This window comes from Streptomyces mutomycini (genome assembly GCF_001700505.1).
Taxonomy (GTDB): domain Bacteria; phylum Actinomycetota; class Actinomycetes; order Streptomycetales; family Streptomycetaceae; genus Streptomyces; species Streptomyces mutomycini.
Map to the genome: position 1 here is coordinate 1 of NZ_MAPV01000068.1, position 24060 is coordinate 24060.

Annotated in this window: 23 protein-coding genes; 9 read left to right on the forward strand and 14 right to left on the reverse strand. The window is 71.0% G+C overall.

What is annotated here, in order from left to right; genetic code table 11:
• A partial coding sequence (locus BFF76_RS10930) for a BACON domain-containing protein (protein ID WP_420877209.1) occupies positions 1-1495 on the reverse strand: 1495 nt, incomplete at its 3' end.
• A gap of 186 nt (positions 1496-1681) precedes the next feature.
• Here BFF76_RS10930 and radA point away from each other — a divergent pair.
• On the forward strand, positions 1682-3094 hold the full coding sequence (radA, locus tag BFF76_RS10935; RefSeq protein ID WP_065848098.1) for a DNA repair protein RadA: 1413 nt from the start codon (positions 1682-1684) through the stop codon (positions 3092-3094).
• Between the two features lie 80 nt (positions 3095-3174).
• Complete coding sequence (gene disA / locus BFF76_RS10940; protein ID WP_031091072.1) at positions 3175-4299, forward strand: DNA integrity scanning diadenylate cyclase DisA; 1125 nt, start codon at positions 3175-3177, stop codon at positions 4297-4299.
• A gap of 135 nt (positions 4300-4434) precedes the next feature.
• Here disA and BFF76_RS10945 read toward each other — a convergent pair whose 3' ends face one another.
• Positions 4435-5256 (reverse strand): hypothetical protein, encoded by an 822-nt coding sequence (locus BFF76_RS10945; RefSeq protein WP_051834502.1) that lies wholly within the window; start codon positions 5254-5256, stop codon positions 4435-4437.
• 260 nt (positions 5257-5516) lie between these two features.
• Here BFF76_RS10945 and BFF76_RS10950 point away from each other — a divergent pair, with 260 nt between their 5' ends.
• The 5 genes from BFF76_RS10950 (at position 5517) to cseC (ending at position 9912) form a co-directional block, all read left to right on the forward strand.
• Entirely contained in the window at positions 5517-6419 is a 903-nt protein-coding gene (locus BFF76_RS10950; RefSeq protein ID WP_053929439.1) for an HhH-GPD family protein, read from the forward strand.
• Positions 6420-6597: 178 nt separating this feature from the next.
• Entirely contained in the window at positions 6598-7182 is a 585-nt protein-coding gene (locus BFF76_RS10955) for a SigE family RNA polymerase sigma factor (RefSeq protein WP_031091068.1), read from the forward strand.
• Positions 7170-7865: a hypothetical protein gene (locus BFF76_RS10960; protein WP_381824099.1), complete on the forward strand. Its 696-nt coding sequence runs from the start codon at positions 7170-7172 to the stop codon at positions 7863-7865. The genes BFF76_RS10955 and BFF76_RS10960 overlap by 13 nt, the downstream gene beginning before the upstream one ends.
• An 11-nt stretch (positions 7866-7876) precedes the next feature.
• The gene (gene cseB / locus BFF76_RS10965; protein ID WP_031091064.1) at positions 7877-8587 is read left to right on the forward strand and encodes a two-component system response regulator CseB; all 711 of its coding nucleotides are present in this window, start codon (positions 7877-7879) and stop codon (positions 8585-8587) included.
• Positions 8584-9912, forward strand: coding sequence for a two-component system sensor histidine kinase CseC (cseC, locus tag BFF76_RS10970; protein ID WP_031091062.1), 1329 nt, complete (start codon positions 8584-8586; stop codon positions 9910-9912). Before cseB ends, cseC begins: the two co-directional genes overlap by 4 nt.
• 62 nt (positions 9913-9974) lie before the next feature.
• On the opposite strand, the gene BFF76_RS10975 is transcribed toward cseC, so the two are convergent.
• Entirely contained in the window at positions 9975-11558 is a 1584-nt protein-coding gene (locus BFF76_RS10975) for an MDR family MFS transporter (protein WP_065848099.1), read from the reverse strand.
• Positions 11559-11693: 135 nt separating this feature from the next.
• Here BFF76_RS10975 and BFF76_RS10980 point away from each other — a divergent pair, with 135 nt between their 5' ends.
• Positions 11694-12278, forward strand: coding sequence for a TetR/AcrR family transcriptional regulator (locus BFF76_RS10980; protein ID WP_031091058.1), 585 nt, complete (start codon positions 11694-11696; stop codon positions 12276-12278).
• A gap of 60 nt (positions 12279-12338) precedes the next feature.
• On the opposite strand, the gene BFF76_RS10985 is transcribed toward BFF76_RS10980, so the two are convergent.
• Both BFF76_RS10985 and BFF76_RS10990 read right to left on the reverse strand, forming a co-directional pair.
• Complete coding sequence (locus BFF76_RS10985) at positions 12339-13061, reverse strand: M23 family metallopeptidase (RefSeq protein WP_031091057.1); 723 nt, start codon at positions 13059-13061, stop codon at positions 12339-12341.
• 902 nt (positions 13062-13963) lie between these two features.
• Positions 13964-16489, reverse strand: a complete 2526-nt coding sequence (locus BFF76_RS10990; protein WP_065848100.1) for an ATP-dependent Clp protease ATP-binding subunit — start codon at positions 16487-16489, stop codon at positions 13964-13966.
• Between the two features lie 428 nt (positions 16490-16917).
• Between BFF76_RS10990 and BFF76_RS10995 the strand changes: the two genes are divergently transcribed.
• The gene (locus BFF76_RS10995) at positions 16918-17502 is read left to right on the forward strand and encodes an SCO3374 family protein (protein WP_031091054.1); all 585 of its coding nucleotides are present in this window, start codon (positions 16918-16920) and stop codon (positions 17500-17502) included.
• Here BFF76_RS10995 and BFF76_RS11000 read toward each other — a convergent pair.
• The 9 genes from BFF76_RS11000 to BFF76_RS11040 all read right to left on the reverse strand — a co-directional run.
• Positions 17481-17816 (reverse strand): histone-like nucleoid-structuring protein Lsr2, encoded by a 336-nt coding sequence (locus BFF76_RS11000; protein WP_031091053.1) that lies wholly within the window; start codon positions 17814-17816, stop codon positions 17481-17483. The genes BFF76_RS10995 and BFF76_RS11000 overlap by 22 nt on opposite strands.
• Positions 17817-17961: 145 nt before the next feature.
• Complete coding sequence (locus tag BFF76_RS11005) at positions 17962-18459, reverse strand: amino-acid N-acetyltransferase (RefSeq protein ID WP_031091051.1); 498 nt, start codon at positions 18457-18459, stop codon at positions 17962-17964.
• 129 nt (positions 18460-18588) lie between these two features.
• The gene (locus BFF76_RS11010; protein ID WP_031091050.1) at positions 18589-19023 is read right to left on the reverse strand and encodes a BlaI/MecI/CopY family transcriptional regulator; all 435 of its coding nucleotides are present in this window, start codon (positions 19021-19023) and stop codon (positions 18589-18591) included.
• A gap of 100 nt (positions 19024-19123) precedes the next feature.
• Positions 19124-19303, reverse strand: coding sequence for a hypothetical protein (locus BFF76_RS11015; RefSeq protein ID WP_031091048.1), 180 nt, complete (start codon positions 19301-19303; stop codon positions 19124-19126).
• A 64-nt stretch (positions 19304-19367) separates the two neighbouring features.
• Positions 19368-19955, reverse strand: coding sequence for a hypothetical protein (locus BFF76_RS11020; RefSeq protein WP_065848102.1), 588 nt, complete (start codon positions 19953-19955; stop codon positions 19368-19370).
• 149 nt (positions 19956-20104) lie between these two features.
• Positions 20105-20902, reverse strand: coding sequence for a type III pantothenate kinase (locus BFF76_RS11025; RefSeq protein ID WP_031091045.1), 798 nt, complete (start codon positions 20900-20902; stop codon positions 20105-20107).
• Positions 20902-21951 carry a carboxylating nicotinate-nucleotide diphosphorylase gene (nadC, locus tag BFF76_RS11030; RefSeq protein ID WP_031091042.1) on the reverse strand — a complete coding sequence of 350 codons (1050 nt, stop codon included), beginning with the start codon at positions 21949-21951 and terminating at the stop codon, positions 20902-20904. The genes BFF76_RS11025 and nadC overlap by 1 nt, the downstream gene beginning before the upstream one ends.
• A gap of 2 nt (positions 21952-21953) precedes the next feature.
• Positions 21954-23729 (reverse strand): L-aspartate oxidase, encoded by a 1776-nt coding sequence (locus BFF76_RS11035; RefSeq protein ID WP_065848103.1) that lies wholly within the window; start codon positions 23727-23729, stop codon positions 21954-21956.
• Positions 23726-24060: pantoate--beta-alanine ligase (locus BFF76_RS11040; RefSeq protein WP_141695588.1), on the reverse strand; the 335-nt coding region annotated here is incomplete at its 5' end. The genes BFF76_RS11035 and BFF76_RS11040, both read right to left, overlap by 4 nt.

A 24060-nucleotide genomic window follows, 5' to 3' on the forward strand; every position in this document is an offset into this window, starting at 1 on the left:
GTTCGTGGACCGCGGTGCCGAGCCGAGGGGCCCCTGGAGCGCCCGCGTCCTGTTCACCCCCTCGGGCACCGCGGTCCACGAACACGTAGAAGGTGACGCTCCGGCCGGGTGCGACCGTTCCGGACGTACGGCTGAGGCGCAGCCACGGGACGTCCGTCCGGGCCGACCAGGCGACGGCTTCGTCGCCGCTCGTGGTCAGGGTGATCGTCGTACGGCCGCCCGAGGAGCGGGCCGAGACCGCGAGCGAACCCTCTCCGCCCGGGCCGGCACCGATGCTGACGACCTCGGCCGTGATGTCCGGGCTCCGGGCGCCGTCCGTGAAACCGCCGTTCCCGCCGGGGCTGGCGTTGCCCGCGTTCTCGTAGTGGTCGTACGCGCCGTCGTCGCCCGGCTCCCCGTCCACGTCCGTCGCGGTGACCGCGGTGTCGCGGCCCTCGCCGGTCAGCGGCGCACCCCGGTAGGCGGCCCACAGGGCGATCACGGGGGCGGCGACGACCGTTGCCACGACCGTCGTCGTCACGACCCGGGCGCGCAGCCGGTCCCTGCGCGCGGCATGGTCCTTGGGGTCCAGCGGGAAGCCGGTCCGGCCGAAGCGCGGGGCACCGGCCCGGGACCTCCGGGCGTGCGTCAGGGCGACGTGCACCGAGGGGCGCGGTGCCTCGACGATACGGAGAGCGGCGACCGGGGTGACGGTCGCGCCGGGCCATGGGCCGGCCGCGCCGGCCTGCTCGGCGGCGCGGCGGCAGCGTGGGCAGTCGTCGACGTGGCGGACCAGCTCACGGCGCAGGGTCGAGGAGAGCAGCACCTGACGGGCGCCGCTCAGCCGCGCGACGGCGGGGCAGTCCCCCGCCTCCATGACGGCGAGGGCGGCGCAGGTGCGCTCCACCTCGCAGACCGCCCCGGCCAGGAGCTCCCGGGTGCTGCCGGGGTCGAGACCGAGGACGGCGGCGACGGCGCGGGGGGAGAGTCCGTGGCGCACGGCGAGCTCGATCGCCTCGCGCTGCTCGGGGGTGGTGCCCGCAGCCTCGGGCCAGGCCAGCTGCGCGAGCTCGCGGCGGCGCGCCTCGGCCACCGGGGACTCCGTGGGGCCGCCGGGTTCGACGGCCTCCTCCGGAGTGCCGTGGGCGCCCCGGGTTCCGGCCGCGCGGGCGCCCTCGCGCCTGGCGGTCGGACGCCGGTGCGCCTGCCGGCCCCGCCGCTGCTCGGTGAGCGCCCGCAGGCACGCCCATCTGGCCAGGGCGTACAGCCAGGATTTACGTTCCTCCTCGGCCGCGGGGCACCGTCCGTCCTGCCGTTCGGCGATCGCCAGGACCGAGCCGAGCGCCTCGGTGGCCGCCTCGTGGTCACAGAGCACGGAGAGACAGTAGGTGAACAGGCCGTCGAGGTAAGGCTCGTAACGTGCGGGCGACCGCTGCGCCGACGGGCGGGCCTCGCGACGGTGCGCCCGGTGTGCGCCGGTGGTGTGCGTGTGGGTCTCCAGCCTGCTGCTCGTCACCTGGCGACCGTAAGCAGTTGCGGGCGGAATCCTGACAGCACTTTGCGACATTTAATCCTTACGGGTGACAGTCCCACTCGAAAGGGGACAGGAATCCCGGATTCCGCAGGAATTACCACATCGGGCACACGTTCGGCTCCCGTCCCCGCGGCCGGTGCTGTCAGACCTCACCTATACGGTGACGCCATGGCTGCCCGTACGAAATCCGCGAAGGACAGGCCGTCCTACCGCTGCACCGAATGCGGCTGGACGACCGCCAAATGGCTGGGCCGCTGCCCGGAGTGCCAGGCGTGGGGGACGGTCGAGGAGTTCGGCGGCGCCCCCGCGATCCGTACGACGGCCGCGGGCCGGGTCTCCACCGCCGCCCTGCCGATCGGCCAGGTCGACAGCCGGCAGGCGACCGCGCGCTCGACCGGGGTCGGCGAGCTCGACCGGGTCCTCGGCGGAGGGCTCGTCCCGGGGGCCGTCGTGCTGTTCGCGGGCGAGCCGGGCGTGGGCAAGTCGACGCTCCTGCTGGACGTGGCGGCCAAGGCCGCGAGCGAAGACCACCGCACCCTCTACGTCACGGCCGAGGAGTCCGCCAGCCAGGTGCGGATGCGGGCCGACCGGATCCGGGCGATCAACGACCACCTGTATCTGGCCGCCGAGACCGACCTCTCGGCGGTCCTGGGGCATCTGGACGCGGTCAAGCCGTCCCTCCTCGTCCTCGACTCCGTGCAGACCGTCGCCTCTCCGGAGATCGACGGCGCGCCCGGCGGCATGGCGCAGGTCCGCGAGGTCGCGGGGGCGCTCATCAGGGCCTCGAAGGAGCGCGGCATGTCGACGCTCCTGGTGGGCCATGTGACCAAGGACGGCGCGATCGCGGGGCCGAGGCTCCTGGAGCACCTCGTCGACGTGGTGCTGTCCTTCGAGGGCGACCGGCACGCGCGCCTCCGCCTCGTGCGGGGTGTCAAGAACCGGTACGGCGCCACGGACGAGGTCGGCTGCTTCGAGCTGCACGACGAGGGCATCACCGGCCTCGCCGACCCCTCGGGGCTCTTCCTCACCCGCCGCGACGAGCCCGTCCCCGGCACCTGCCTGACGGTCACCCTGGAGGGCAAGCGCCCCCTCGTCGCCGAGGTGCAGGCCCTGACCGTCGATTCACAGATCCCCTCGCCCCGGCGCACCACCTCGGGCCTGGAGACCTCCCGGGTCTCGATGATGCTGGCGGTTCTGGAGCAGCGGGGCCGGATCAGCGCGCTCGGAAAACGGGACATCTACAGTGCGACGGTGGGCGGCGTGAAGCTCACGGAACCGGCCGCGGACCTCGCGATCGCTCTCGCGCTGGCCAGTGCGGCCAGCGACACACCACTGCCGAAGAACCTGGTCGCGATCGGTGAGGTGGGCCTCGCCGGGGAGGTCAGAAGGGTGACGGGGGTCCAGCGCAGGCTGGCGGAGGCGTACCGTCTCGGGTTCAAGCACGCCCTGGTCCCGAGGGACCCGGGCCTGGTCCCGGCAGGCATGAAGGTCACGGAAGTGGCCGACATGGGTGACGCCCTGAGAGTCCTCCCCCGGCGGTCTCGGCCGGACGGACCACAGGAGGACGGCGCGCGCCGGTAGACTTTGCCCTGGTCTCGCCCGCCCGTACGAACGGTATGAGGGACGCAAGGGCATCGCAAACCTGTGACCGGAGGAGTGCAGTGGCAGCCAACGACCGGGCAGCATCGCCCGGAAAGTCCGGCCAAGGCACGGGTAACGAGGCGCTGATGCGCGCCTCGTTGAGCGCGGTCGCGCCCGGAACGGCCCTCCGCGACGGGCTGGAGCGCATCCTTCGCGGCAACACCGGCGGGCTGATCGTCCTCGGCATGGACAAGACCGTCGAGTCGATGTGTACCGGCGGATTCGTGCTGGACGTGGAGTTCGCCGCGACGCGCCTGCGCGAACTGTGCAAGCTGGACGGCGCGATGATCCTCGACAAGGACATGACCAAGATCCTCCGGGCCGGTGTCCAGCTGGTCCCGGACGCCTCCATCCCCACCGAGGAGACGGGCACCCGTCACCGGACGGCGGACCGGGTCTCCAAGGCGTGCGGCTTCCCGGTGGTGTCGGTCTCGCAGTCGATGCGCCTGATCGCGGTGTACGTGGACGGGGAGCGCCGGGTCCTGGAGGAGTCCTCCGCGATCCTGTCGCGGGCCAATCAGGCGCTCGCCACCCTGGAGCGCTACAAGCTCAGGCTGGACGAGGTCGCCGGGACCCTCTCCGCGCTGGAGATCGAGGACCTGGTGACGGTCCGGGACGTGACGGCCGTCTCGCAGCGGCTGGAGATGGTGCGCCGGATCGCGACCGAGATCGCCGAGTACGTGGTGGAGCTGGGCACCGACGGACGGCTCCTGGCACTCCAGCTGGACGAGCTGATCGCCGGCGTGGAGCCCGAGCGGGAGCTGGTCGTGCGCGACTACGTGCCCGAGCCGACCGCGAAGCGGTCCCGTACGGTCGCCGAGGCACTGGCCGAGCTCGACACGCTCACCCACACCGAGCTGCTCGAACTTCCCGTGGTGGCACGGGCACTGGGCTACAGCGGCTCGCCCGAGACACTGGACTCGGCGGTTTCGCCGCGCGGTTTCCGGCTGCTCGCGAAGGTGCCGCGACTGCCCGGGACGATCATCGAGCGGCTGGTGGAGCACTTCGGCGGCCTGCAGAAGCTGCTCGCCGCGAGCGTGGACGACCTCCAGGCCGTGGACGGGGTCGGCGAGGCACGGGCCCGGAGCGTGCGGGAAGGGCTCTCGCGGCTGGCGGAGTCGTCGATCCTGGAGAGGTACGTCTGAGGGACTGCCCTCGGACGTCCTTTCCCGGCGGCCGGCCGGAGGGAACAGCTGGTGCGCGCCGCCTCCGTGCGGCGGAGGCCGGGCCCGGCCGCAGGGCCCTTTTCCCGGAGGGGCCCGGCGAGCCCCGCGGAGTCGTCAGTCCTTGGCCAGCACGAACGAGGCGCGCTGGACGGTCTCGCCCGGCACCTCGGCCTCAAGCAGATACGTCCCCGGGCCCGCGGACCGGACGGGCGGTGTCGCGCACCGGGGCGCGCTTCCCTTGCGGTCCCACTTCACGGTGTGGACGACCGTCGCTCCCGCCGGGACCCTCAGGAAGAGGGCGCCGGTCTTCGGGCAGTCCTTGGTGGACCACACCTTCTCGTCGTCCTCGCCGGCCTCGGTGATCGTGAGCACCGCGTTCTTCGGGCCGAAGTCGGCCTTGCAGTCGGCCGCAGAGGTGTTCCTGGCGCTCAGGCGGAACGTCGGCTTGTCGTCGGGCCCGTAGCTGTTGTCCGTCTTCAGGCTCAACCGCAGGGCGGCGGGGGTGCAGTCGGGGAGCGACGAGCCTGCCGGCACCTGCTGGCCGCCCTGGCCTTGGCCGGTGGTGCCCGCGCTCGTACCCTCCGACGCGGAGCCGCCCGCTCCAGCGGTGTCAGGCCCGGCCGACCCGGACGGGCCGCCCGCTGCGGTACCCCCGGCGTCCTCCCCTGAGCCACCACCCGTGCCCGTGCCGGAACCCTCCGACTCGTCGCGGCCGCCCGGCGGTTGGCCGGCGACCGGGCCGGAACTCGAAGGACCGGGGGTGATGGAGGGGGCGGGATCGGAGTCCCCCGGCTTACCGTCGTCCTGACCGCCGCCGCTGCCGCCCGAGGTGACGGCCCACGCGACCAGCGCCGCGAGCAGCGCGATCACGAGAACCGCTACTGCTCTCCGACGCCAGTAGATGCTGGAGGGAAGCGGCCCGACCGGATTGCGCATAGAACCCACGCACCGAACTGTACGAGAGTTCCTGCCCAACTCCGGCCACTGACCGCCGCTCTGATCGACAAGTTTTCCGGATCATCATCATGCGGCGGTCCTTCACGGGCACTTCCAGCCACTTTGCACCGGCTCGGGCATCGTCCGCTCCGAACGAAGGGACAGAACGGGTGGCTTTATCACCCGCTGAGCCCTCACATGGGCCGACACCCCCGGAGCCGTGCCCGACATCCAGGCTTTCGTGTCAGGATCGTCGGGCGATGACTGCAACGACTTCGACTCAGACGCCCCCCGCCTCCCTTCACACCCCCGTCATCGGGTGGTTCGAGCAGCACGCCCGCGATCTGCCCTGGCGCCGCCCCGAAGCGGGCGCCTGGGGTGTCATGGTGAGCGAGTTCATGCTCCAGCAGACCCCGGTGAACCGAGTGCTCCCGGTCTACGAACAGTGGATGGCCCGGTGGCCGCGCCCCGCCGACCTGGCCGCCGACGCCCCGGGCGAAGCCGTCCGCGCCTGGGGCCGGCTCGGCTACCCGCGGCGCGCGCTGCGGCTGCACGGGGCGGCGCAGGCAATAGCGGAACGCCACGGCGGCGACGTGCCCAGCGAGCACGGCCAGTTGCTCGCGCTGCCCGGGATCGGGGAGTACACGGCCGCGGCCGTGGCCTCGTTCGCGTACGGGCAGCGTCACGCGGTGCTGGACACGAACGTCCGCAGGGTGTTCGCGAGGGCCGCCACCGGTATCCAGTACCCGCCGAACGCGACCACCGCGGCCGAGCGCAAGCTCGCCCGCGCCCTGCTCCCCGAGGAGGAGGGCCGCGCCGCCAGCTGGGCGGCTGCCACGATGGAACTCGGCGCACTCGTGTGCACCGCGAAGGGCGAGGACTGCACCCGCTGCCCGATCGCCGAGCAGTGCGCCTGGCGGCTGGCCGGGAAGCCCGCCCACCAGGGCCCGCCACGCCGCGGCCAGACCTACGCCGGCACCGACCGGCAGGTGCGGGGCCGGCTGCTCGCGGTGCTGCGTGACGCGGTCACGCCGGTGCCGCAGTCCGCGCTGGACTCGGTGTGGGAGGAGCCCGTGCAGCGGGCGCGCGCCCTGGACGGGCTCGTGGCCGACGGCCTGGTCGAGCCCCTGGCCAACGGCCGGTACCGGCTGCCCCTGACCTGACCCGCGCGGACGCACGGCTGCCCACGGCTGTTACACAACCGATGGACAGCCGTGCGTCCGTGTACGGCTGCTCCGCACAGCCTCGTGACAACGCCTCCGTAACGTCACCGGACGTCGGCAACGGGACCACCCGGCCGACGGCGGTACACGGGGACCCACGGGGACGGAGGCGGTTGTAATGGCGCAGGGCGAGGTGCTCGGCTTCGAGGAGTACGTACGGACCCGGCAGGACGCGCTGCTGCGCAGCGCCCGTCGGCTCGTACCCAACCCCGTGGACGCGCAGGACCTTCTGCAGACCGCTCTCGTACGCACCCTCGGCCGCTGGGACGGCATCGCCGACAAGTCGCTCGCCGACGCCTATCTGCGCCGCGTCATGATCAACACGCGTACGGAGTGGTGGCGGGCCCGCAAGCTCGACGAGGTCCCCACCGAGCAGCTCCCCGACGCGAGCGTCGACGACGGCGCCGAGCAGCGCGCCGACCGCGCCCTGCTCATGGACGTCCTCGGGGTCCTGGCTCCGAAGCAGCGCAGCGTCGTCGTGCTGCGACACTGGGAGCAGATGAGCACGGAGGAGACGGCCGCGGCGCTCGGTATGTCCGCCGGTACGGTGAAGAGCACGCTGCACCGCGCCCTGGCACGACTGCGCCAGGAGCTGGAGGACCGTGCGGCCCGGAGCCGTGAGGCCGAGGAGACGCTCGCGCGGATTCCTTCGCAGCGGAACGGGCGTCACGACGAGCGGGGGCAAGAGCGGTGCGCGGCCTGAAGGGCAGCAGCGGGGGCACGACGGCGGGCCTCGGGAGACTCCGGGCCGGCATGGCGGCGGGTGGCACCGCGGTGGCCGGGCTCGCCGCCGTCGGGCTGTTCTGCGCCGGGTGTTCCGCCGGTGGCACGGGCACACGTGACGAGGGCCCGGCCGGCACCCAGGAGGCCGCCAGGGCGGCGCCGTCGAACGCTGTCGCCACCGGGACGGCGAAGCCCGCTCCGCGGGTCGACGCCGTGGCGCTCGTCAGGGGCGACCCGGAGGTGAGCCGGCAGCTCAAGGACGACCTGAAACCCTGCGCCGGTGACGAGTACCCGGTCGACACCTCCTACGGGACACTCACCGACGGTGCGGCCACCGACGTCGTGGTCAACGTGATGACCTGCGACGATTCGGTCGGCGTCGGCACGTACGTGTACCAACGGCGCGCCGACGGTTCGTACGGGAACGTCTTCGCCGCCGAGGTGCCCGCGGTCTACGGCACCATCGACCGCGGTGATCTGGTGGTGACGACGCAGGTGTACGGGTCGAAGGACTCGGTCGCCTACCCCTCGGGAGAGGACGTCGTCACCTACCACTGGACCGCCGACCGGTTCTCCGAGACCGACCGGGTGCACAACGTCTTCAACCGGGCCGTCGGCAGCGGGGAGGGCGCCCTCCCCGCACCGCAGACGACGCAGAACTGAGAGCCGCTCGCATGGCCGAGACCCATGTCCTCTTCGTCGAGGACGACGACGTCATCCGTGAGGCCACACAGCTCGCGCTGGAGCGGGTCGGCTTCACGGTCACCGCGGTGCCCGACGGTCTGCTGGGCCTGGAGGCGTTCCGGACGGACCGTCCGGACATCGCGCTGCTGGACGTCATGGTGCCGGGACTGGACGGGGTCAGCCTGTGCCGGCGCATCCGCGACGAGTCGACCGTTCCCGTGATCATGCTGTCGGCGCGGGCCGACGCGATCGACGTGGTCCTCGGCCTGGAGGCCGGGGCCGACGACTACGTCACCAAACCGTTCGACGGTGCGGTGCTCGTCGCCCGCATCCGCGCCGTGCTGCGACGCTTCGGCCACGCCGCGGGTGCGGGCGGAGCACCCGCCGGGGCCGGCGGGGACCCGGACGGGACGAGCGGCGTACTGGTCTTCGGCGACGTGGAGATCGACACCGAGGGCATGGAGGTGAGCCGGGGAGGTGCGCACGTGGGTCTGACCCCGACGGAGATGCGGCTGCTGCTCGAATTCTCCGCAGCGCCCGGCACGGTGCTCTCCCGGGACAGGCTCCTGGAGCGGGTCTGGGACTACGGCTGGGGCGGGGACACCCGTGTGGTCGACGTCCATGTGCAGCGGCTGCGCACCAAGATCGGGCAGGACCGGATCGAGACGGTCCGCGGCTTCGGCTACAAGCTGCGCGCATGAGGCGGCTGGCCCTGCGGACAGGGGTCCGCTGGAAGATCAGCATCGCGATCGCCGCCGTCGGCGCGCTCATCGCCCTGGCGCTGAGCCTCGTCGTCCACAACGCGGCCCGCGTCTCGATGCTGGAGAACGCGCGTGAGGTGCAGCTGGAGCGGCTGCTGTTCGCCCAGCGGCTGTACGAGGCGACGAACACGCAGAAACCGTCGCCGAAGTTCGGCGCCAAGATCAACGACCCGTCGCTGCCCGCGAGCCTGCGCGAACAGACCCGGGAGAACCGGCGCGCCACCCATGTCGACGAGTACGCGGACGGGGTGCCCGACGTCTGGGCGGCCGTCCCGCTCGCCAACGGCGACGTCCTGTCCCTGCACACCCGCTTCGCCGACCGCAGCACCACGATCATGGGCGACCTCGACCGGGCCCTGGTCATCGGCTCGGTCTCGGTCGTCTTCGGCGGCTGCGCGCTGGGCGTCCTCATCGGCGGCCAGCTGTCCCGGAGGCTGCGCAAGGCGGCGGCTGCGGCCGGCAAGGTCGCTCAGGGCAACACGGAGGTACGCGTACGGGAGGCCGTCGGCGGAGTCGTGCGGGACGAGACCGACGAGCTGGCCCGGGCCGTGGACGCGCTCACCGACGCGCTGAACGAGCGGATCGAGGCGGAGCGCCGGGTCACAGCCGACATCGCCCATGAACTGCGCACCCCGGTGACCGGCCTGCTCACCGCGGCCGAACTGCTGCCCCCTGGCCGGCCCACGGAGCTCGTACGGGACCGGGCCCAGGCGATGCGGACCCTGGTCGAGGACGTCCTGGAGGTGGCCAGGCTGGACAGCGCCTCGGAACGGGCCGAGCTGCAGGAGCTGCAGCTCGGCGAATTCGTGAGCCGGCGGATCCGGCGGCTGGATCCGGAGATCACGGTGCGGGTGGTGCACGAGTCCTGGGTGTCCACCGATCCGCGGCGGCTGGAGCGCGTCCTGGGCAATCTGCTCGGCAACGCCGCCAAGCACGGAGCCGGACCGGTCGAGGTCACGGTCGAGGGCCGGGTGGTGCGGGTCCGCGATCACGGGCCCGGTTTCCCCGAGGCGCTCCTGCGGGAGGGACCGAGCCGCTTCCGTACGGGAAGCAGCGACCGGTCCGGGCGCGGTCACGGTCTTGGGCTGACGATCGCCGCGGGGCAGGCGCGGGTCCTGGGAGCCAGGCTGACGTTCCGCAACGCGGGGCCCGTCGGCGACTTCGGCGGGGGCACGGGCGGGGCCGTGGCCGTGCTGTGGCTGCCCGAGCACGCGCCGACGAACACCGGAAGCTTCCCCGTCCTGCGCCAGACGGCAACGGACTGAAGCAGAGGGTGGGCCCCGGAGACGTCGTCCTGTCTCCGGGGCCCACCCGCGCCTGCCGCGGTTCAGACGGTCTGCTTCTTCGCACCCGCCGGGGCGGGGGCCGCGCCGCCGCCGTCCGAGGACGCCTCCGGCTTCGCCGCGCCGCGCAGCGGGACCTCCTTGACGAACAGCGCCGCGATCAGGGCCACCACCGCCACCGAGCCGCCCACCAGGAAGGCGATGTGCGTCCCCGATGCCACGGCGTACTCGTAGGCCTCACGGACCGTGTCGGGCAGCTTCGCCAGGCTCGTGGCACTCAGCTGCGCGGACTCCTGTGTCGCTCCGCCGCCGCCGTGTGCCGCCATCTCGTCCTGCACCCGTCCGGTGAACAGTGCGCCCATGATCGCGACTCCGAAGGAGCTGCCGAGCGTGCGGAAGAGGGTGGTCGCGGACGAGGCGACGCCCATGTCCTTGAGCTCGACGCTGTTCTGGGCGACGAGCATGGTGATCTGCATCAGGAAGCCCATGCCCGCCCCGAGCACCGCCATGTAGACGCCGGAGGTGAAGCGCGTGGTGCCGGTGTCCATGGTGGCCAGCAGGAACAGCCCCGTGACCATCAGGATGCTGCCCACGATCGGGAAGATCTTGTACTTGCCGGTGCTCGTGGTGATCCGGCCCGCGACGAGCGAGACGATCATCATCGAGAGCAGCATGGGCAGGAGCAGCAGGCCGGAGTTGGTCGCGGACTCGCCCTGGACCGACTGCTGGTACAGCGGGAGGAAGAGCACCGCTCCGAACATCACGAAGCCGACCATGAAGCCGATCACGGACATGAGGCTGAAGTTCAGGTTGCGGAAGATGTGCAGCGGCATGATCGGTTCGGCGGCCTTCGTCTCGACGAAGAGGAAACCGACGAGGGAGGCCGCACCGAGCGCGATGAGCTCCATGATCACGGTCGAGCCCCAGGCGTACTCCGTACCGCCCCAGGTGGTGACCAGCACGATCGCGGTGATGCCCACGGTGAGGAGCGCGGCGCCCAGGTAGTCGACCTTGGCCTTCGACCGCTCCTTGCGGGGCAGGTGCAGCACCACGGTCACCATGGCGAGCGCGACCGCGCCCAGCGGGAGATTGATGTAGAAGCTCCAGCGCCAGCCCAGGTGGTCGGTGATCGCTCCGCCGACCAGCGGTCCGCCGATCATGGCGACCGCCATGACGCCGGCCATCATGCCCTGGTACTTCCCGCGCTCCCGTGGCGGCACGAGGTCACCGAGGATCGCCATGACGCCGACCATCAGACCGCCCGCGCCGAGTCCCTGGACCGCGCGGAACCCGATCAGCTGGCTCATGTCCTGGGCCATCCCGCTCAGCACCGAGCCGATCAGGAAGATCACGATGGACGTGAGGAAGATGCCCTTGCGCCCGTAGAGGTCGCCGAGCTTGCCCCAGATGGGGGTGGAGGCCGCAGTCGCGAGCGTGTAGGCCGTCACCACCCAGGACAGGTGTTCCATGCCTCCCAGATCGCCGACGATCGTCGGCATGGCGGTGCCGACGATGAGGTTGTCGAGCATGGCCAGCAGCATCGTGATCATCAGGGCGAGAACCACCACCCTGATGCTGCGCACCCGTGGCCCGGCCGGCGTGGCCACCGCCCTCTTCAGTTCCGTCATGCCGTGCTCCCCTGATCCCCTGAATGCCTGGTCTGCCACCGACCCGGCACTTACTTGCCGCCCGGCTAGCTGGCTACACTGGGGGAACATAGACCCGTACTAGCCGGGCGTCAAGTAAGTTCTTGGGAGAGTCGCATGGGCAGCACGCCGCAGCCGCGCCGGGGCAACACCCGCCAGCGCATTCAGGACGTCGCCCTGGAGCTCTTCGTCGAGCAGGGGTACGAGAAGACCTCGCTCCGCGAGATCGCCGAGCAGCTGCGGGTCACCAAGGCGGCGCTGTACTACCACTTCAAGACCAAGGAAGACATCCTCAGCAGCATCTTCGAGGACCTGAACCGGCCCGTCGAGGAGATCCTGGAGTGGGGCAAGGGTCAGCCGCGGACCCTGGAGACGAAGAAGGAGATCCTGGTCCGTTACAGCGAGGCGCTCAGGGCCGCCGCGCCGCTCTTCGTGTTCATGCAGGAGAACCAGGCGACGGTGCGCGAGCTGAGCATCGGCCACACCATGAAGCACCGGGTCATCGCCCTGGTCGACCTGATCAAGGAGCCCGACGCCGCCCTCACCGACCAGGTGCGGTGCTTCAGCGCACTCTTCACGATGCACGCCGGGATGATGGCCCTCAGGGACGCCGAAGGCGACCCCGAGGAGAAGCGCGCGGCTGCTCTCGAGGTCGCCGTCGAGCTGGTGACCAAGGCCCATGACCCGGGGCCCGCCGCCTAGTGCCCCTCGTCCGGATCAGGCAGTTCCGGACGAAGGACCCGAGCGGCTACGGGATGCGCGTCAGATGTGGACGTGCACGGACTTCAGGTACGACACCGGGTCGAGCGCGGAACCGTAGTTGGGCGAGTTCCGGATCTCGAAGTGCAGGTGCGGGCCGCTGGAGTTTCCGGTGTTGCCGGACAGGGCGATCTTCTCGCCCGTCTTCACCCGGTCGCCGACCTTGACGTCGATCTCGGACAGGTGCGCGTACTGCGTGTACTTGCCGTTGGCGTGCTTGATCACGACGGCGTTGCCGTACGCGGGACCGTCGCCGCCGCCGTTCGGGCCGGCCTTGACGACCCGGCCGGTGTGCGCGGCCTCGACCTTGGTGCCGATCGGCACCGCGAAGTCCTGACCGGAGTGCTTGCTGGCCCAGCGGTCGCCGCCGGTGCCGTAGGTGGCACTCAGCTCGTAGTGGTTGACCGGGGCCTCCCACGAGGCGGCCTTCTTCTTGGCCGCTGCCTTCTTCTTGGCGGCCGCCTTCTTCTTGGCCTCGGCCTTCTCGGCCTTGTCCGCCTTCGCCTTCTCGGCGGCCTTGCCCTGGGCGTTCGCCTGCAGGGCGACGGAGTCGGCGGCGGTCGCACCGGCGAGGGCCGCGTTGTCCGCGGTGCCCGTCGTGCCGGACGCGAACGCCGCGCCCGCACCGAACACCATCGACGCACCCAGGCCTGCGGCCACGACGGCGCCACTGACGCGGGACATGGACGGGCGGCGGGAGTGCTGGAACGTAACGCGCTTCGACATGCGGGGAGAACCTCCGGGGTGACTGGACCCGGTGCTCGACCGGGCTTGCTCCACATTGGTAACCCGCACCCCCGACAACACTCAAACCCCCCATCTACGAACAAAAGCCGTAGTGAAGGGGGCGGGAATTCAGCACGGCACCCGCCCCGGCGGGCGACGGATGATCATGACGGCATTCTTCACGGACCAGGTTTAGCCCCTGCTCCAGAGGCACCCTTACTGGACACGGGCCAGCATTACCGACATATAGCCCCAAACGCCGAAAGGCTCCCCCGGGGCGGGCACAAGGTCCCGGCGCCGGATATCCCCGTTTCTCCTAAGGCGCCTAGTTGGCCTCCGGGGGCCTGTGCGCCTTGTCACCGGTGGTGGGCCGGAAGCCTGTCCGTTTCGGGACCTTCGGCAGCGGGGTATCCGCCTCGGCGTACCGATGCCCGGATGCGGCGATCGGGCGGTGTGAACCGGTGGCGGTGACCCTGTGGCCGCCGTGGTCGAGCACGACTCGACGCGCGCAGGCCCGGCTGTCCCCGTCGAGAACCCGGGCGGGCTCGCCCCGGTGAGGCCCGGGCATCCCTCTCGGTGGCTCGGAGGCCGCGGGCGTCCCGTCCCGTCGCTGCGGCACCGGGCCGGGAGGCAACACGAAACCTGCTGCTCGGCACGGCCCCGGCCGCGATACCGCGACCGCACGGCCCGCACGCCATGGTTGACCCGGCCCGGCCGGGCACGCCATGGGCGCCCGGCGCCACCGGCAGCCGGCGCCCGGCCCAGCCCCCGCCCCACCCGTCCCAGCGCGTGGGTGCGCTCCCGCGCGTGGGTGCGCTCCCGGGCCGGGAGAACGGGAAAGGGGCTGCCCCGGACCGTGACCGGTCCGGGGCAGCCCCTTCAACGCTCAGGCGCTACGCGCCCTACGCATCCTTCGACAGGTTCGGGCCGCCGCCCGCTGCCTGCTCGATCGGCGGGACGTCGGGCAGTGCCGACTTCTCCTCGCCGCGGAACGAGAACTTCTTCTCGTCACCCTCGCCCTCGGTGCCCACGACCACGATGTGACCGGGACGCAGCTCGCCGAAGAGGATCTTCTCGGAGAGGATGTCCTCGATCTCGCGCTGGATCGTCCGGCGCAGCGGCCGGGCGCCCATCACGGGGTCGTAGCCCTTCTTCGCCAGGAGCGACTTGGCATCGGCACTGAGCTCGATGCCCATGTCGCGGTCCTTGAGGCGCTCGTCCACCTTGTCGACCATCAGGTCGACGATCTGGATGATGTCTTCCTCGGTGAGCTGGTGGAAGACGACCGTGTCGTCGACACGGTTGAGGAACTCGGGCCGGAAGTGCTGCTTGAGCTCTTCGTTGACCTTGACCTTCATCCGCTCGTAGTTCGTCTTGACGTCGCCCTGGGCGGCGAAGCCCAGGTTGAAGCCCTTGGAGATGTCCCTGGTCCCGAGGTTGGTCGTCATGATGATGACCGTGTTCTTGAAGTCCACGACCCGGCCCTGGGAGTCGGTCAGACGACCGTCCTCCAGGATCTGGAGAAGGGAATTGAAGATATCGGGGTGGGCCTTCTCGACCTCGTCGAAGAGGACGACGGAGAACGGCTTGCGGCGCACCTTCTCGGTGAGCTGGCCGCCCTCTTCGTAACCCACGTAACCGGGGGGCGAACCGAAGAGGCGGGAAACCGTGTGCTTCTCGCTGAACTCCGACATGTCGAGGGAGATCAGCGCGTCCTCGTCGCCGAAGAGGAATTCGGCGAGCGTCTTCGAGAGCTCGGTCTTACCGACACCGGACGGGCCGGCGAAGATGAACGAGCCACCGGGGCGCTTCGGGTCCTTCAGACCTGCTCGCGTACGGCGGATCGCCTGCGAGAGGGCCTTGATGGCGTCCTTCTGACCGATGACGCGCTTGTGGAGCTCGTCCTCCATGCGCAGCAGACGCGAGGACTCCTCCTCGGTCAGCTTGAAGACCGGGATGCCGGTGGAGACGGCCAGGACTTCCGCGATGAGCTCGCCGTCGACCTCGGCGACGACGTCCATGTCGCCGGCCTTCCACTCCTTCTCCCGCTTGGCCTTCGCCGCCAGCAGCTGCTTCTCCTTGTCGCGGAGTGAAGCCGCCTTCTCGAAGTCCTGGGAGTCGATCGCCGACTCCTTGTCGCGACGGACGCCCGCGATCTTCTCGTCGAACTCGCGGAGGTCCGGCGGCGCGGTCATCCGGCGGATGCGCATCCGGGAGCCGGCCTCGTCGATCAGGTCGATCGCCTTGTCCGGCAGGAAGCGGTCCGAGATGTAGCGGTCGGCCAGGGTGGCGGCCTGGACCAGCGCCTCGTCCGTGATGGAGACCCTGTGGTGGGCCTCGTAACGGTCCCGCAGACCCTTGAGGATCTCGATGGTGTGGGGCAGCGTCGGCTCCGCGACCTGGATGGGCTGGAAGCGGCGCTCGAGCGCGGCGTCCTTCTCCAGGTGCTTGCGGTACTCGTCGAGCGTCGTGGCACCGATGGTCTGGAGCTCGCCTCGCGCCAGCATGGGCTTGAGGATGCTCGCCGCGTCGATCGCGCCCTCGGCGGCGCCCGCACCCACCAGGGTGTGGAGCTCGTCGATGAACAGGATGATGTCGCCGCGGGTGCGGATCTCCTTGAGGACCTTCTTCAGGCGCTCCTCGAAGTCACCTCGGTAGCGGGAACCCGCCACCAGGGCGCCGAGGTCCAGGGTGTAGAGGTGCTTGTCCTTGAGGGTCTCGGGCACCTCGCCCTTGACGATGGCCTGGGCCAGGCCCTCGACGACCGCCGTCTTGCCGACGCCGGGCTCGCCGATGAGAACCGGGTTGTTCTTCGTACGGCGGGACAGCACCTGCATGACCCGCTCGATCTCCTTCTCGCGCCCGATGACCGGGTCGAGCTTGGATTCGCGAGCGGCCTGGGTGAGGTTCCGGCCGAACTGGTCGAGCACCAGGGAAGTGGAGGGCGTGCCCTCCGCGGGGCCGCCCGCTGTGGCCGCCTCCTTGCCTCCCGAGTACCCGGAGAGCAGCTGGATGACCTGCTGCCGCACCCGGTTCAGGTCGGCGCCCAGCTTCACGAGGACCTGGGCTGCGACGCCCTCGCCCTCGCGGATCAGGCCGAGCAGGATGTGCTCCGTGCCGATGTAGTTGTGGCCGAGCTGAAGTGCCTCGCGGAGCGACAGCTCCAGGACCTTCTTGGCCCGGGGAGTGAAGGGGATGTGCCCGGACGGGGCCTGCTGGCCCTGACCGATGATCTCCTCCACCTGCTGGCGGACCGCCTCGAGCGAAATCCCGAGGCTCTCCAGGGCCTTAGCGGCGACACCCTCACCCTCGTGGATCAGGCCCAGGAGGATGTGCTCGGTGCCGATGTAGTTGTGGTTGAGCATCCGGGCTTCTTCCTGAGCCAGGACGACAACCCGCCGCGCGCGGTCGGTGAACCTCTCGAACATCGTTAATCGCTCCTCAGAGCGGTCAGGCAGTAAGGGGTCGGTCCCCTCCCTGTCCTTCCGCAGCTTAGTCCCGCAAGCGGGGACCGCTCATTTCAACTGCCGACACCCGCGAAGGCCTCCTGCCCCGAACGCCGACAACTGCTCCAACCCGATGGTGCGAGACGATGTTCCCGCAGGCCAGGCAGATAGCCCTTTCGCCAGTACGCCGATGGCGAACGTGAGACGTTTTTTCCCGCGTGTCGCCCCTTCCCACTAGGGAAGTCTTACCCGCACTCACTGACAGTCCATGCGGCGCACCCCTGTTTCCTCCGCTACGGGCGAACAACTTCGCGCCTGCGGATGCCTCCGCACGCCCCCGAAGCGGGCACACAGGGGAGTCGATCACGAACGGTGCGTAACCCCGGGGGCGGTCCGGCTGTTCATCGGACATGGCCACCCTCGTCCCGCCTCCCCGCTCGTCGACGGAATCCGACGACCGCGCACAGTGGTACGCCCGCGAACTCGGCTGGGCCACGACAGGCACGGCGCCGGTGGGGTTACCGACCGGCCTGAGCTTCGACGCGCTGGAGCTGCCGGCGGCCGCGGGTCACGCGGCGCTGCGCCGGATCGGACGCACCGGACCGGTGGCGCTGTCGGGTCAGCGGATGCTGCTGCTGGTGGCCGCGGGCACCGCTGACGAGCTGCCCGGCCTGCTCGACTGGCTGGAGTGGGGCGGGATCACCCTCGACCTGTCGGCCATCGGCAGCGGCGGGCACATCACGGCCCCGGTACCGCCGGGCGGAGGGGTGGGCTCGCCGGGGGCCGCGTTCTGGCTGCGGCCCCCCGGACCGCGCCAGGAGGTGGACCGGCAACTGCCGGCCCTCGGTGGCCTCGGGAGCAGGGGCGGGGATGCTCCCGATCTCGTACGGCTCGTGGACGCGGCGGCGACGGAATGCCACCGTGCCAGGCTGGCGCACGCCAGGACGTACCCGTGGACCCATCGGCCGACAGGTCAGCCGTTGGCCTTCTCGTAAGCCTCACGGATCTCGGCGGGAACGCGGCCGCGGTCATTCACGTTGTGGCCGTTTTCGCGCGCCCACCTACGGATCTCGGCGGTGTCCTTGTTGCCACCCGTAACGGCGCGGCCCTTGCCACGGCCCGTGGCGGCGCGGCCGCCCGTGCGACGCCCACTCTTGGCGTACGGCTCAAGAAGACCACGCAGCTTGTCCGCGTTGGCCGTGGTGAGGTCGATCTCGTACGTCTTGCCGTCCAGAGCGAACGTCACGGTCTCGTCGGCCTCGCCACCGTCGAGGTCATCAACAAGAAGGACCTGAACCTTCTGCGCCACCGGATTTCCTTTCATCGAAAAATTGAGTACGCGGAAAGGAAACCGCTTTTCCCCGGAAAACACAAACCCCCGGGAGAGGTTCGGGAGCACAAGAGCACGGGAAACATGCGCGATTCGGACATAGGGTTCCGGCAACTTCCGCCGTTCACAGGTGCAGAAGCATCCGGCTGTTGCCCAAGGTGTTCGGCTTCACTCGTTCGAGACCCAGGAACTCGGCGACGCCCTCGTCATAGGAACGCAGTAGCTCGCTGTAGACATCTCCGTCGACCGGCGTCTCTCCGATCTCCGTGAAGCCGTGCGCGGCGAAGAAGTCGACTTCGAACGTGAGACAGAAAACCCGGCGGACACCGAGCCAGCGCGCGGTCTGCAAGAGCTTCTCCAGGACGTGGTGTCCGACTCCGGCGCCCTTGATGCTGTGGTCGACGGCGAGAGTACGGACTTCGGCGAGGTCCTCCCACATCACGTGGAGCGCGCCGCACCCGATGACACGGGCGTCCTCGTCGCGCTCGGCCACCCAGAACTCCTGGATGTCCTCGTAAAGCGTCACCGTCGCTTTGTCGAGCAGGATGCCTTCGGAGACGTAGCCGTCAAGGAGTCCGCGGACGGACGCGACATCGCTGGTCCTGGCACGGCGGACGGTGATGGCCGGCCTATTTACCGACGGGCCGGTATGAACAACTGCGCGAGATCGGGTTTCCGGCCGGCTATGGGCTCCGGTTTGCGACTCGGCAGGGTGCTCGGTTTGCGACTGCTCTGAGGACATCCCCCGACGCTATCGCCCACTCTCCGGCGGTGCTTCATCGGCTGCGGTCCCGTCATCGGGACGGCTCGCGGCCGGTTCGGGGAAGGTGGGCGAGACGACGCGCATCGCATCCCGGAGAGCCTCGCGCTGCTCCGCGGACATCATGCCGAAGAAGGCGACCAGTGCTGCCGCCGGGTTGTCGCTCTGCGACCAGGCTTCGTTCATCAGTGCGGCTGAGTATGCGGCGCGAGTGGAGACCGCCGTATATCGATAGGCCCGGCCGTCCACTTCCCGGCGCACCCAGCCCTTCTGATGGAGATTGTCCATTACCGTCATGACGGTCGTATAGGCGATGGACCGTTCCTGCTGAAGATCCTCGAGAACTTCCCGCACGGTGACCGGACGGTTCCATTGCCAGACCCGTGTCATCACGGCGTCTTCCAGCTCTCCCAATTGGCGAGGCATAGCGTCACCTTAGTGCTATATGTCCGGAATGGGATAATTCTGGGACGGCAAAAGGGCGCACAGCTCCGGAGGAGCCGTGCGCCCTTCGTGCTGGTCCGGGTCAGACGCCCTCGGACCGCGGAGCCTGCTTGGCCGACTCGGCACGGGCGAGCGCCGCGTCCACGGCGGCGTCCTCCTTGGCCTTGTTCGGGCCGCCCTGGCTCTTGATGATCGTCACGACGAGGCCGACGAAGAAGACGGCCATCACCACGGGGGGAACGAGCGCGGATACGTAGTCCATGCCGTCCAGGGTAGCGAGCCCGGCATTCCGGCCACTGCCGGGCACCCCCAGCACGCCGGCCCTCTCAGGAGACGGCGCGCTCCTCCGGCGGGGGCGCGGGCCGGCGACGGGGCGGGAAGACCTCGGACGGCTTGGGCATGGGGCGTTCGCCCGGGGCGGCCGGGCGGGCCGGCACGGCGGGCCTCGACGGAGCCTTCGGCTCGGGCTCCTTGGCCGCCGACAGGCCCCCGGGAAGGGCCAGCAGCCTACTGCGCGGCGCGGGCGCCGTGACGGACACCGCGCGGCCCGCGAGACGAGCCCGCACCGAGCGCTCGGCAAGCACCTGGCAGCGTTCCAGCAGGGCCGCGGCGACCGGTCCGGCACGCAGGGCGCGCAGGGCCGCCAGGTCGTCGGGGCGAGGGTCATAGCCGGCCGCGAGTGCGTCCTGGAGGAGCTCCAGATAGCCACTGAGCGAGCCGGGGAGCGCGTCGCGGTAGCGGGCGAGATCGGCGAGGAGGAAGGCGCACAGCCGGCCCGCCTCGCTCGCCGCCTCGTCCACCGCGCCCGCCAGGCGCAGGCAGTCCTGGACATCCTCTTCCGGCAGGGGCGTGGGGTGGAGGGCGTTGGCGAGAGCGCGTCGGAGCACCCGGAGCTCGTCCGCGCTGAACGCCATGCCGCCGCGTGATCCGTAGGGCGTGGGCATGACGCGACAATACGTGCTAAATGGACAAAATCCGCTTAACTAACCGCTCGGCGGCGCGCCGTCGGACGCCGCGCCGCCGAGTCGTTCCCGCAGGTGACCGCAGGTGACCGCAGGCGCGTCTACATCCGGGCGATGTTGCGCTCGTAGACGAGGCGGAGCCCGATGAGCGTCAGCCAGGGCTCGTGCTCGTCGATGACGGAGGACTCCCCCAACACCATCGGAGCAAGGCCGCCGGTCGCGATGACGGTGACCTCGTCGGGGTCTGCCGCCAGCTCCTTCTTCATGCGCTCGACCACACCGTCGATCTGGCCGGCGAAGCCGTACACGATGCCGGACTGCATGGCCTCGACGGTGTTCTTGCCGATCACACTGCGGGGCCGCGCCAGCTCGATCTTGCGGAGCTGGGCGCCCTTCACCCCGAGCGCCTCGACGGAGATCTCGATGCCCGGCGCGATCACCCCGCCCGTGTACTCGCCGCGCGCGGAGACCGCGTCGAAGGTCGTGGCCGTGCCGAGGTCGACGACGATGGCGGGGCCGCCGTAGAGCTCGACGGCGGCGACCGCGTTGATGATGCGGTCCGCGCCGACCTCCTTCGGATTGTCCGTGAGGACCGGCACACCGGTCTTGACGCCCGGCTCCACCAGGACCGCCGGGACATCGCCGTAGTAGCGGCGGGTGACCTCACGGAGCTCGTGCAGGACGGCGGGGACGGTCGAGCAGATGGCGATGCCCTCGATGCCGTCGCCGAGTTCGACGCCGAGCAGCGGGTGCATGCCCATCAGGCCCTGGAGGAGGACGGCCAGCTCGTCGGCGGTGCGGCGGGCGTCCGTGGAGATCCGCCAGTGCTCGACGATCTCCTCGCCGTCGAACAGGCCGAGGACGGTGTGGGAGTTGCCGACGTCGATGGTGAGCAGCATCAGGCGCCGGCCCCGTACGTCTCCGCCGCGGTGTCGCGGAAGTCCAGGCCGATGTCGAGGATCGGCGAGGAGTGCGTGAGCGCGCCGACGGCCAGGTAGTCGACCCCGGCGTCGGCATAGGCACGGGCGGAGCCGAGGGACAGCCGTCCCGAGGACTCCAGCACCGCGCGGCCACCGACGAGGGCGACCGCCTCAGCCGTCGCCGACGGGGTGAAGTTGTCCAGCAGGATGAGGTCGGCCCCCGCGTCGAGCACCTCGCTGACCTGCTCCAGGGTGTCGACCTCGACCTCGATCGCGAGCGCCGGGAACGTCTTCCTGACCCGCGTGAACGCCTCGGCGACGCCACCTGCCGCGATGACGTGGTTGTCCTTGACCAGCGCCGCGTCCACGAGCGACATGCGGTGGTTGACGCCGCCGCCGCAGCGCACCGCGTACTTTTCCAGCGCGCGCAGCCCCGGTGTGGTCTTCCGGGTGTCGCGGACCTTCGCCTTCGTACCTTCGAGCACGTCGGCCCAGGCGCGGGTCGCGGTCGCGATGCCGGAGAGCCTGCAGAGCAGGTTGAGCGCGCTGCGCTCGCCGGTGAGCAGGTCGCGGGTGCGGGTGGTGACGGTGAGCAGCTTCTGTCCGGGCACGACGCGGTCGCCGTCCTCGACGTGGCGCTCCACCTCGAACTCGTCGGTGCAGACGATGGACAGGACGGCCTCGGCGACACGCAGCCCCGCGACGACGCCGGCCTCACGCGCGGTGAAGTCACCGGTGGCTACGGAGTGTTCCGGGACGGTCGCCACCGTGGTGACGTCCTCCCCTCCGTCGAGGTCCTCCTCGATCGCTACGTGGGCGATGTCCTCGACCTGGACCGGGTCCAGTCCGGCCTCGGCCAGGAGCTGGGCCAGGGCGGGGTCGAGACCGCACTCCAGGCCGTCGGGGTCGTAACCGTCACCGCAGCCGCAGCCGTCGCCGCAGCCGCCCCCGGACTCGGCGGGTGCGCCGATGTGGATCAGCGGTACGTCCACGGGTGTGGGGCGCGGATTCTCTTCGGGCGTGCTCACGGTTACGGCTCCTCGGGGGCGTCGGCAGGGTGGTTGCGGAGGCTGGCGGACAGTGCTGTCTCTGCGGGGTCCGCCGGATCTGCGGGGCGTACGGGCGGGAACGCGGCACTGTCCGTCGTGCGGACGACGGGCGGCTCGCCGGCGGCGATACGGACGACGAGATGGCGGCGCCAGTCGTTGTCGTCACGGTCGGGGTGGTCCTCGCGCCAGTGGCAGCCGCGGGTCTCCTCGCGCTCACGGGCGGCGGCGACCAGCACCCGTGACACGAGGAGCAGGTTCGTGGCCTCCCACGCCTCCACCCCCGGTACGGCGTCCTTCGGACCGTCCTCGTCGGCGGCGGCCGCGGCACGCTGGAGCGCCTCCAGCTCCCCGGCCGCGGCCGCGAGGCTGTCGGCGGAACGGATGACCCCGGCGCCCCTGGTCATGATCCGCTGGATCGAGGTCCGGGACTCCGCCGTGAGCAGCGGGACGGTGCGGTCTCCGCCCGGGGCCGCCGCGGGCGTGCTCCGGGAGGCGGTCCCGGAAGCGGTCCCGGGCCCGCCCACGATGTCGGCGGCGATGCGCTCGGCGAAGACCAGTCCCTCCAGGAGGGAGTTGGACGCCAGCCGGTTCGCTCCGTGCACGCCCGTGCAGGCGACCTCGCCGCAGGCGTACAGACCGGGGACCGTCGTACGGCCCCGGAGGTCCGTACGCACGCCGCCCGAGGCGTAGTGCGCGGCGGGGGCCACCGGGATCGGCCGGCTGACGGGATCGATGCCGTGCGCGCGGCAGGCGGCGAGGATCGTCGGGAAGCGCCTCTCCCACATCGCGGCGCCGAAGTGGCGTGCGTCGAGGTACATGTGCTCGGTGCCCTGGAGGTGCATCTGACGGGTGATGGCCTTGGCGACGATGTCGCGGGGCGCCAGTTCGGCCAGCTCGTGCTGCCCCAGCATGAAGCGGGTCCCGGAGGCGTCGACGAGATGGGCGCCCTCGCCCCGTACCGCTTCGGACACCAGCGGCTGCTGGCCCTCGGAGTCGGCGCCGAGAAACAGGACGGTCGGATGGAATTGGACGAACTCCAGGTCCGACACCTCCGCGCCCGCCCGCAGCGCGAGCGCCACCCCGTCGCCCGTGGAGACCGGCGGATTGGTGGTGGCGGAGAAGACCTGGCCCATGCCACCGGTGGCGAGCACCACGGCCGGGGCGTGGACGGCGCCGACGCCGTCGTGCTGTCCCTCGCCCATGACGTGCAGGGTGACGCCCCCGGTACGGCCCTCGGCGTCCGTGATCAGGTCCAGGACCAAGGCGTTCTCGATGGTGCGCAGGGCGGCCGAGCGGACCGCCTCGACCAGCGCGCGGGAGATCTCGGCGCCCGTCGCGTCGCCCCCCGCGTGCGCGATGCGGCGGCGGTGGTGGCCGCCCTCACGGGTCAGGGCGATCGCCCCGGTGTCGGTGGTGTCGAAGTGCGCGCCGGTGTCGATCAGCCTGCGCACGGCGTCGGGGCCCTCGGTGACCAGCGCGCGCACCGCCGTCTCGTCGCACAGGCCGGCCCCGGCGACCAGGGTGTCGTCTAGGTGCTGCTCGGGGGTGTCGCCCTCGCCGAGCGCGGCGGCGATGCCGCCCTGCGCCCAGCGGGTCGAGCCGTCGTCGAGGCGGGCCTTGGTGACGACGACGGTCGCGAGACCCGCCGCGGCACAGCGCAGTGCGGTGGTGAGACCGGCCACGCCGGAGCCGACCACGACGACGTCCGCGTCGATGGCCCAGCCGGGGGCGGGGGCGGCCAGCCGTATGCCGGTCATGTGAGGGCTCCGAGGGTCAGCGGGATGTTGTCGATCAGGCGGGTGGCTCCCACCCGCGCCGCGACGGCGAGGACCGCCTCGCCGCTGACACGGCCGTCGGGGACCTCGGTGAAGTCCGCGGGGTCCACGAGCGCCACGTAGTCCAGGGTGAGGGGCACGTCCTCCTCGGCCGCCTCGTCCAGGACGGCCCGGGCGGCGGCCAGCACCGCCGCCGGTGCGACGGTCGGCCGGGCCAGCGCCACCGCCTGGGTGTCGGCGGCCGCGCGGGCCTCTCCGAGCCGGTTGAGCGCGGCGGCCCGGCCCTCGCGCTCCGGGACCGTCCGGGCGCGGG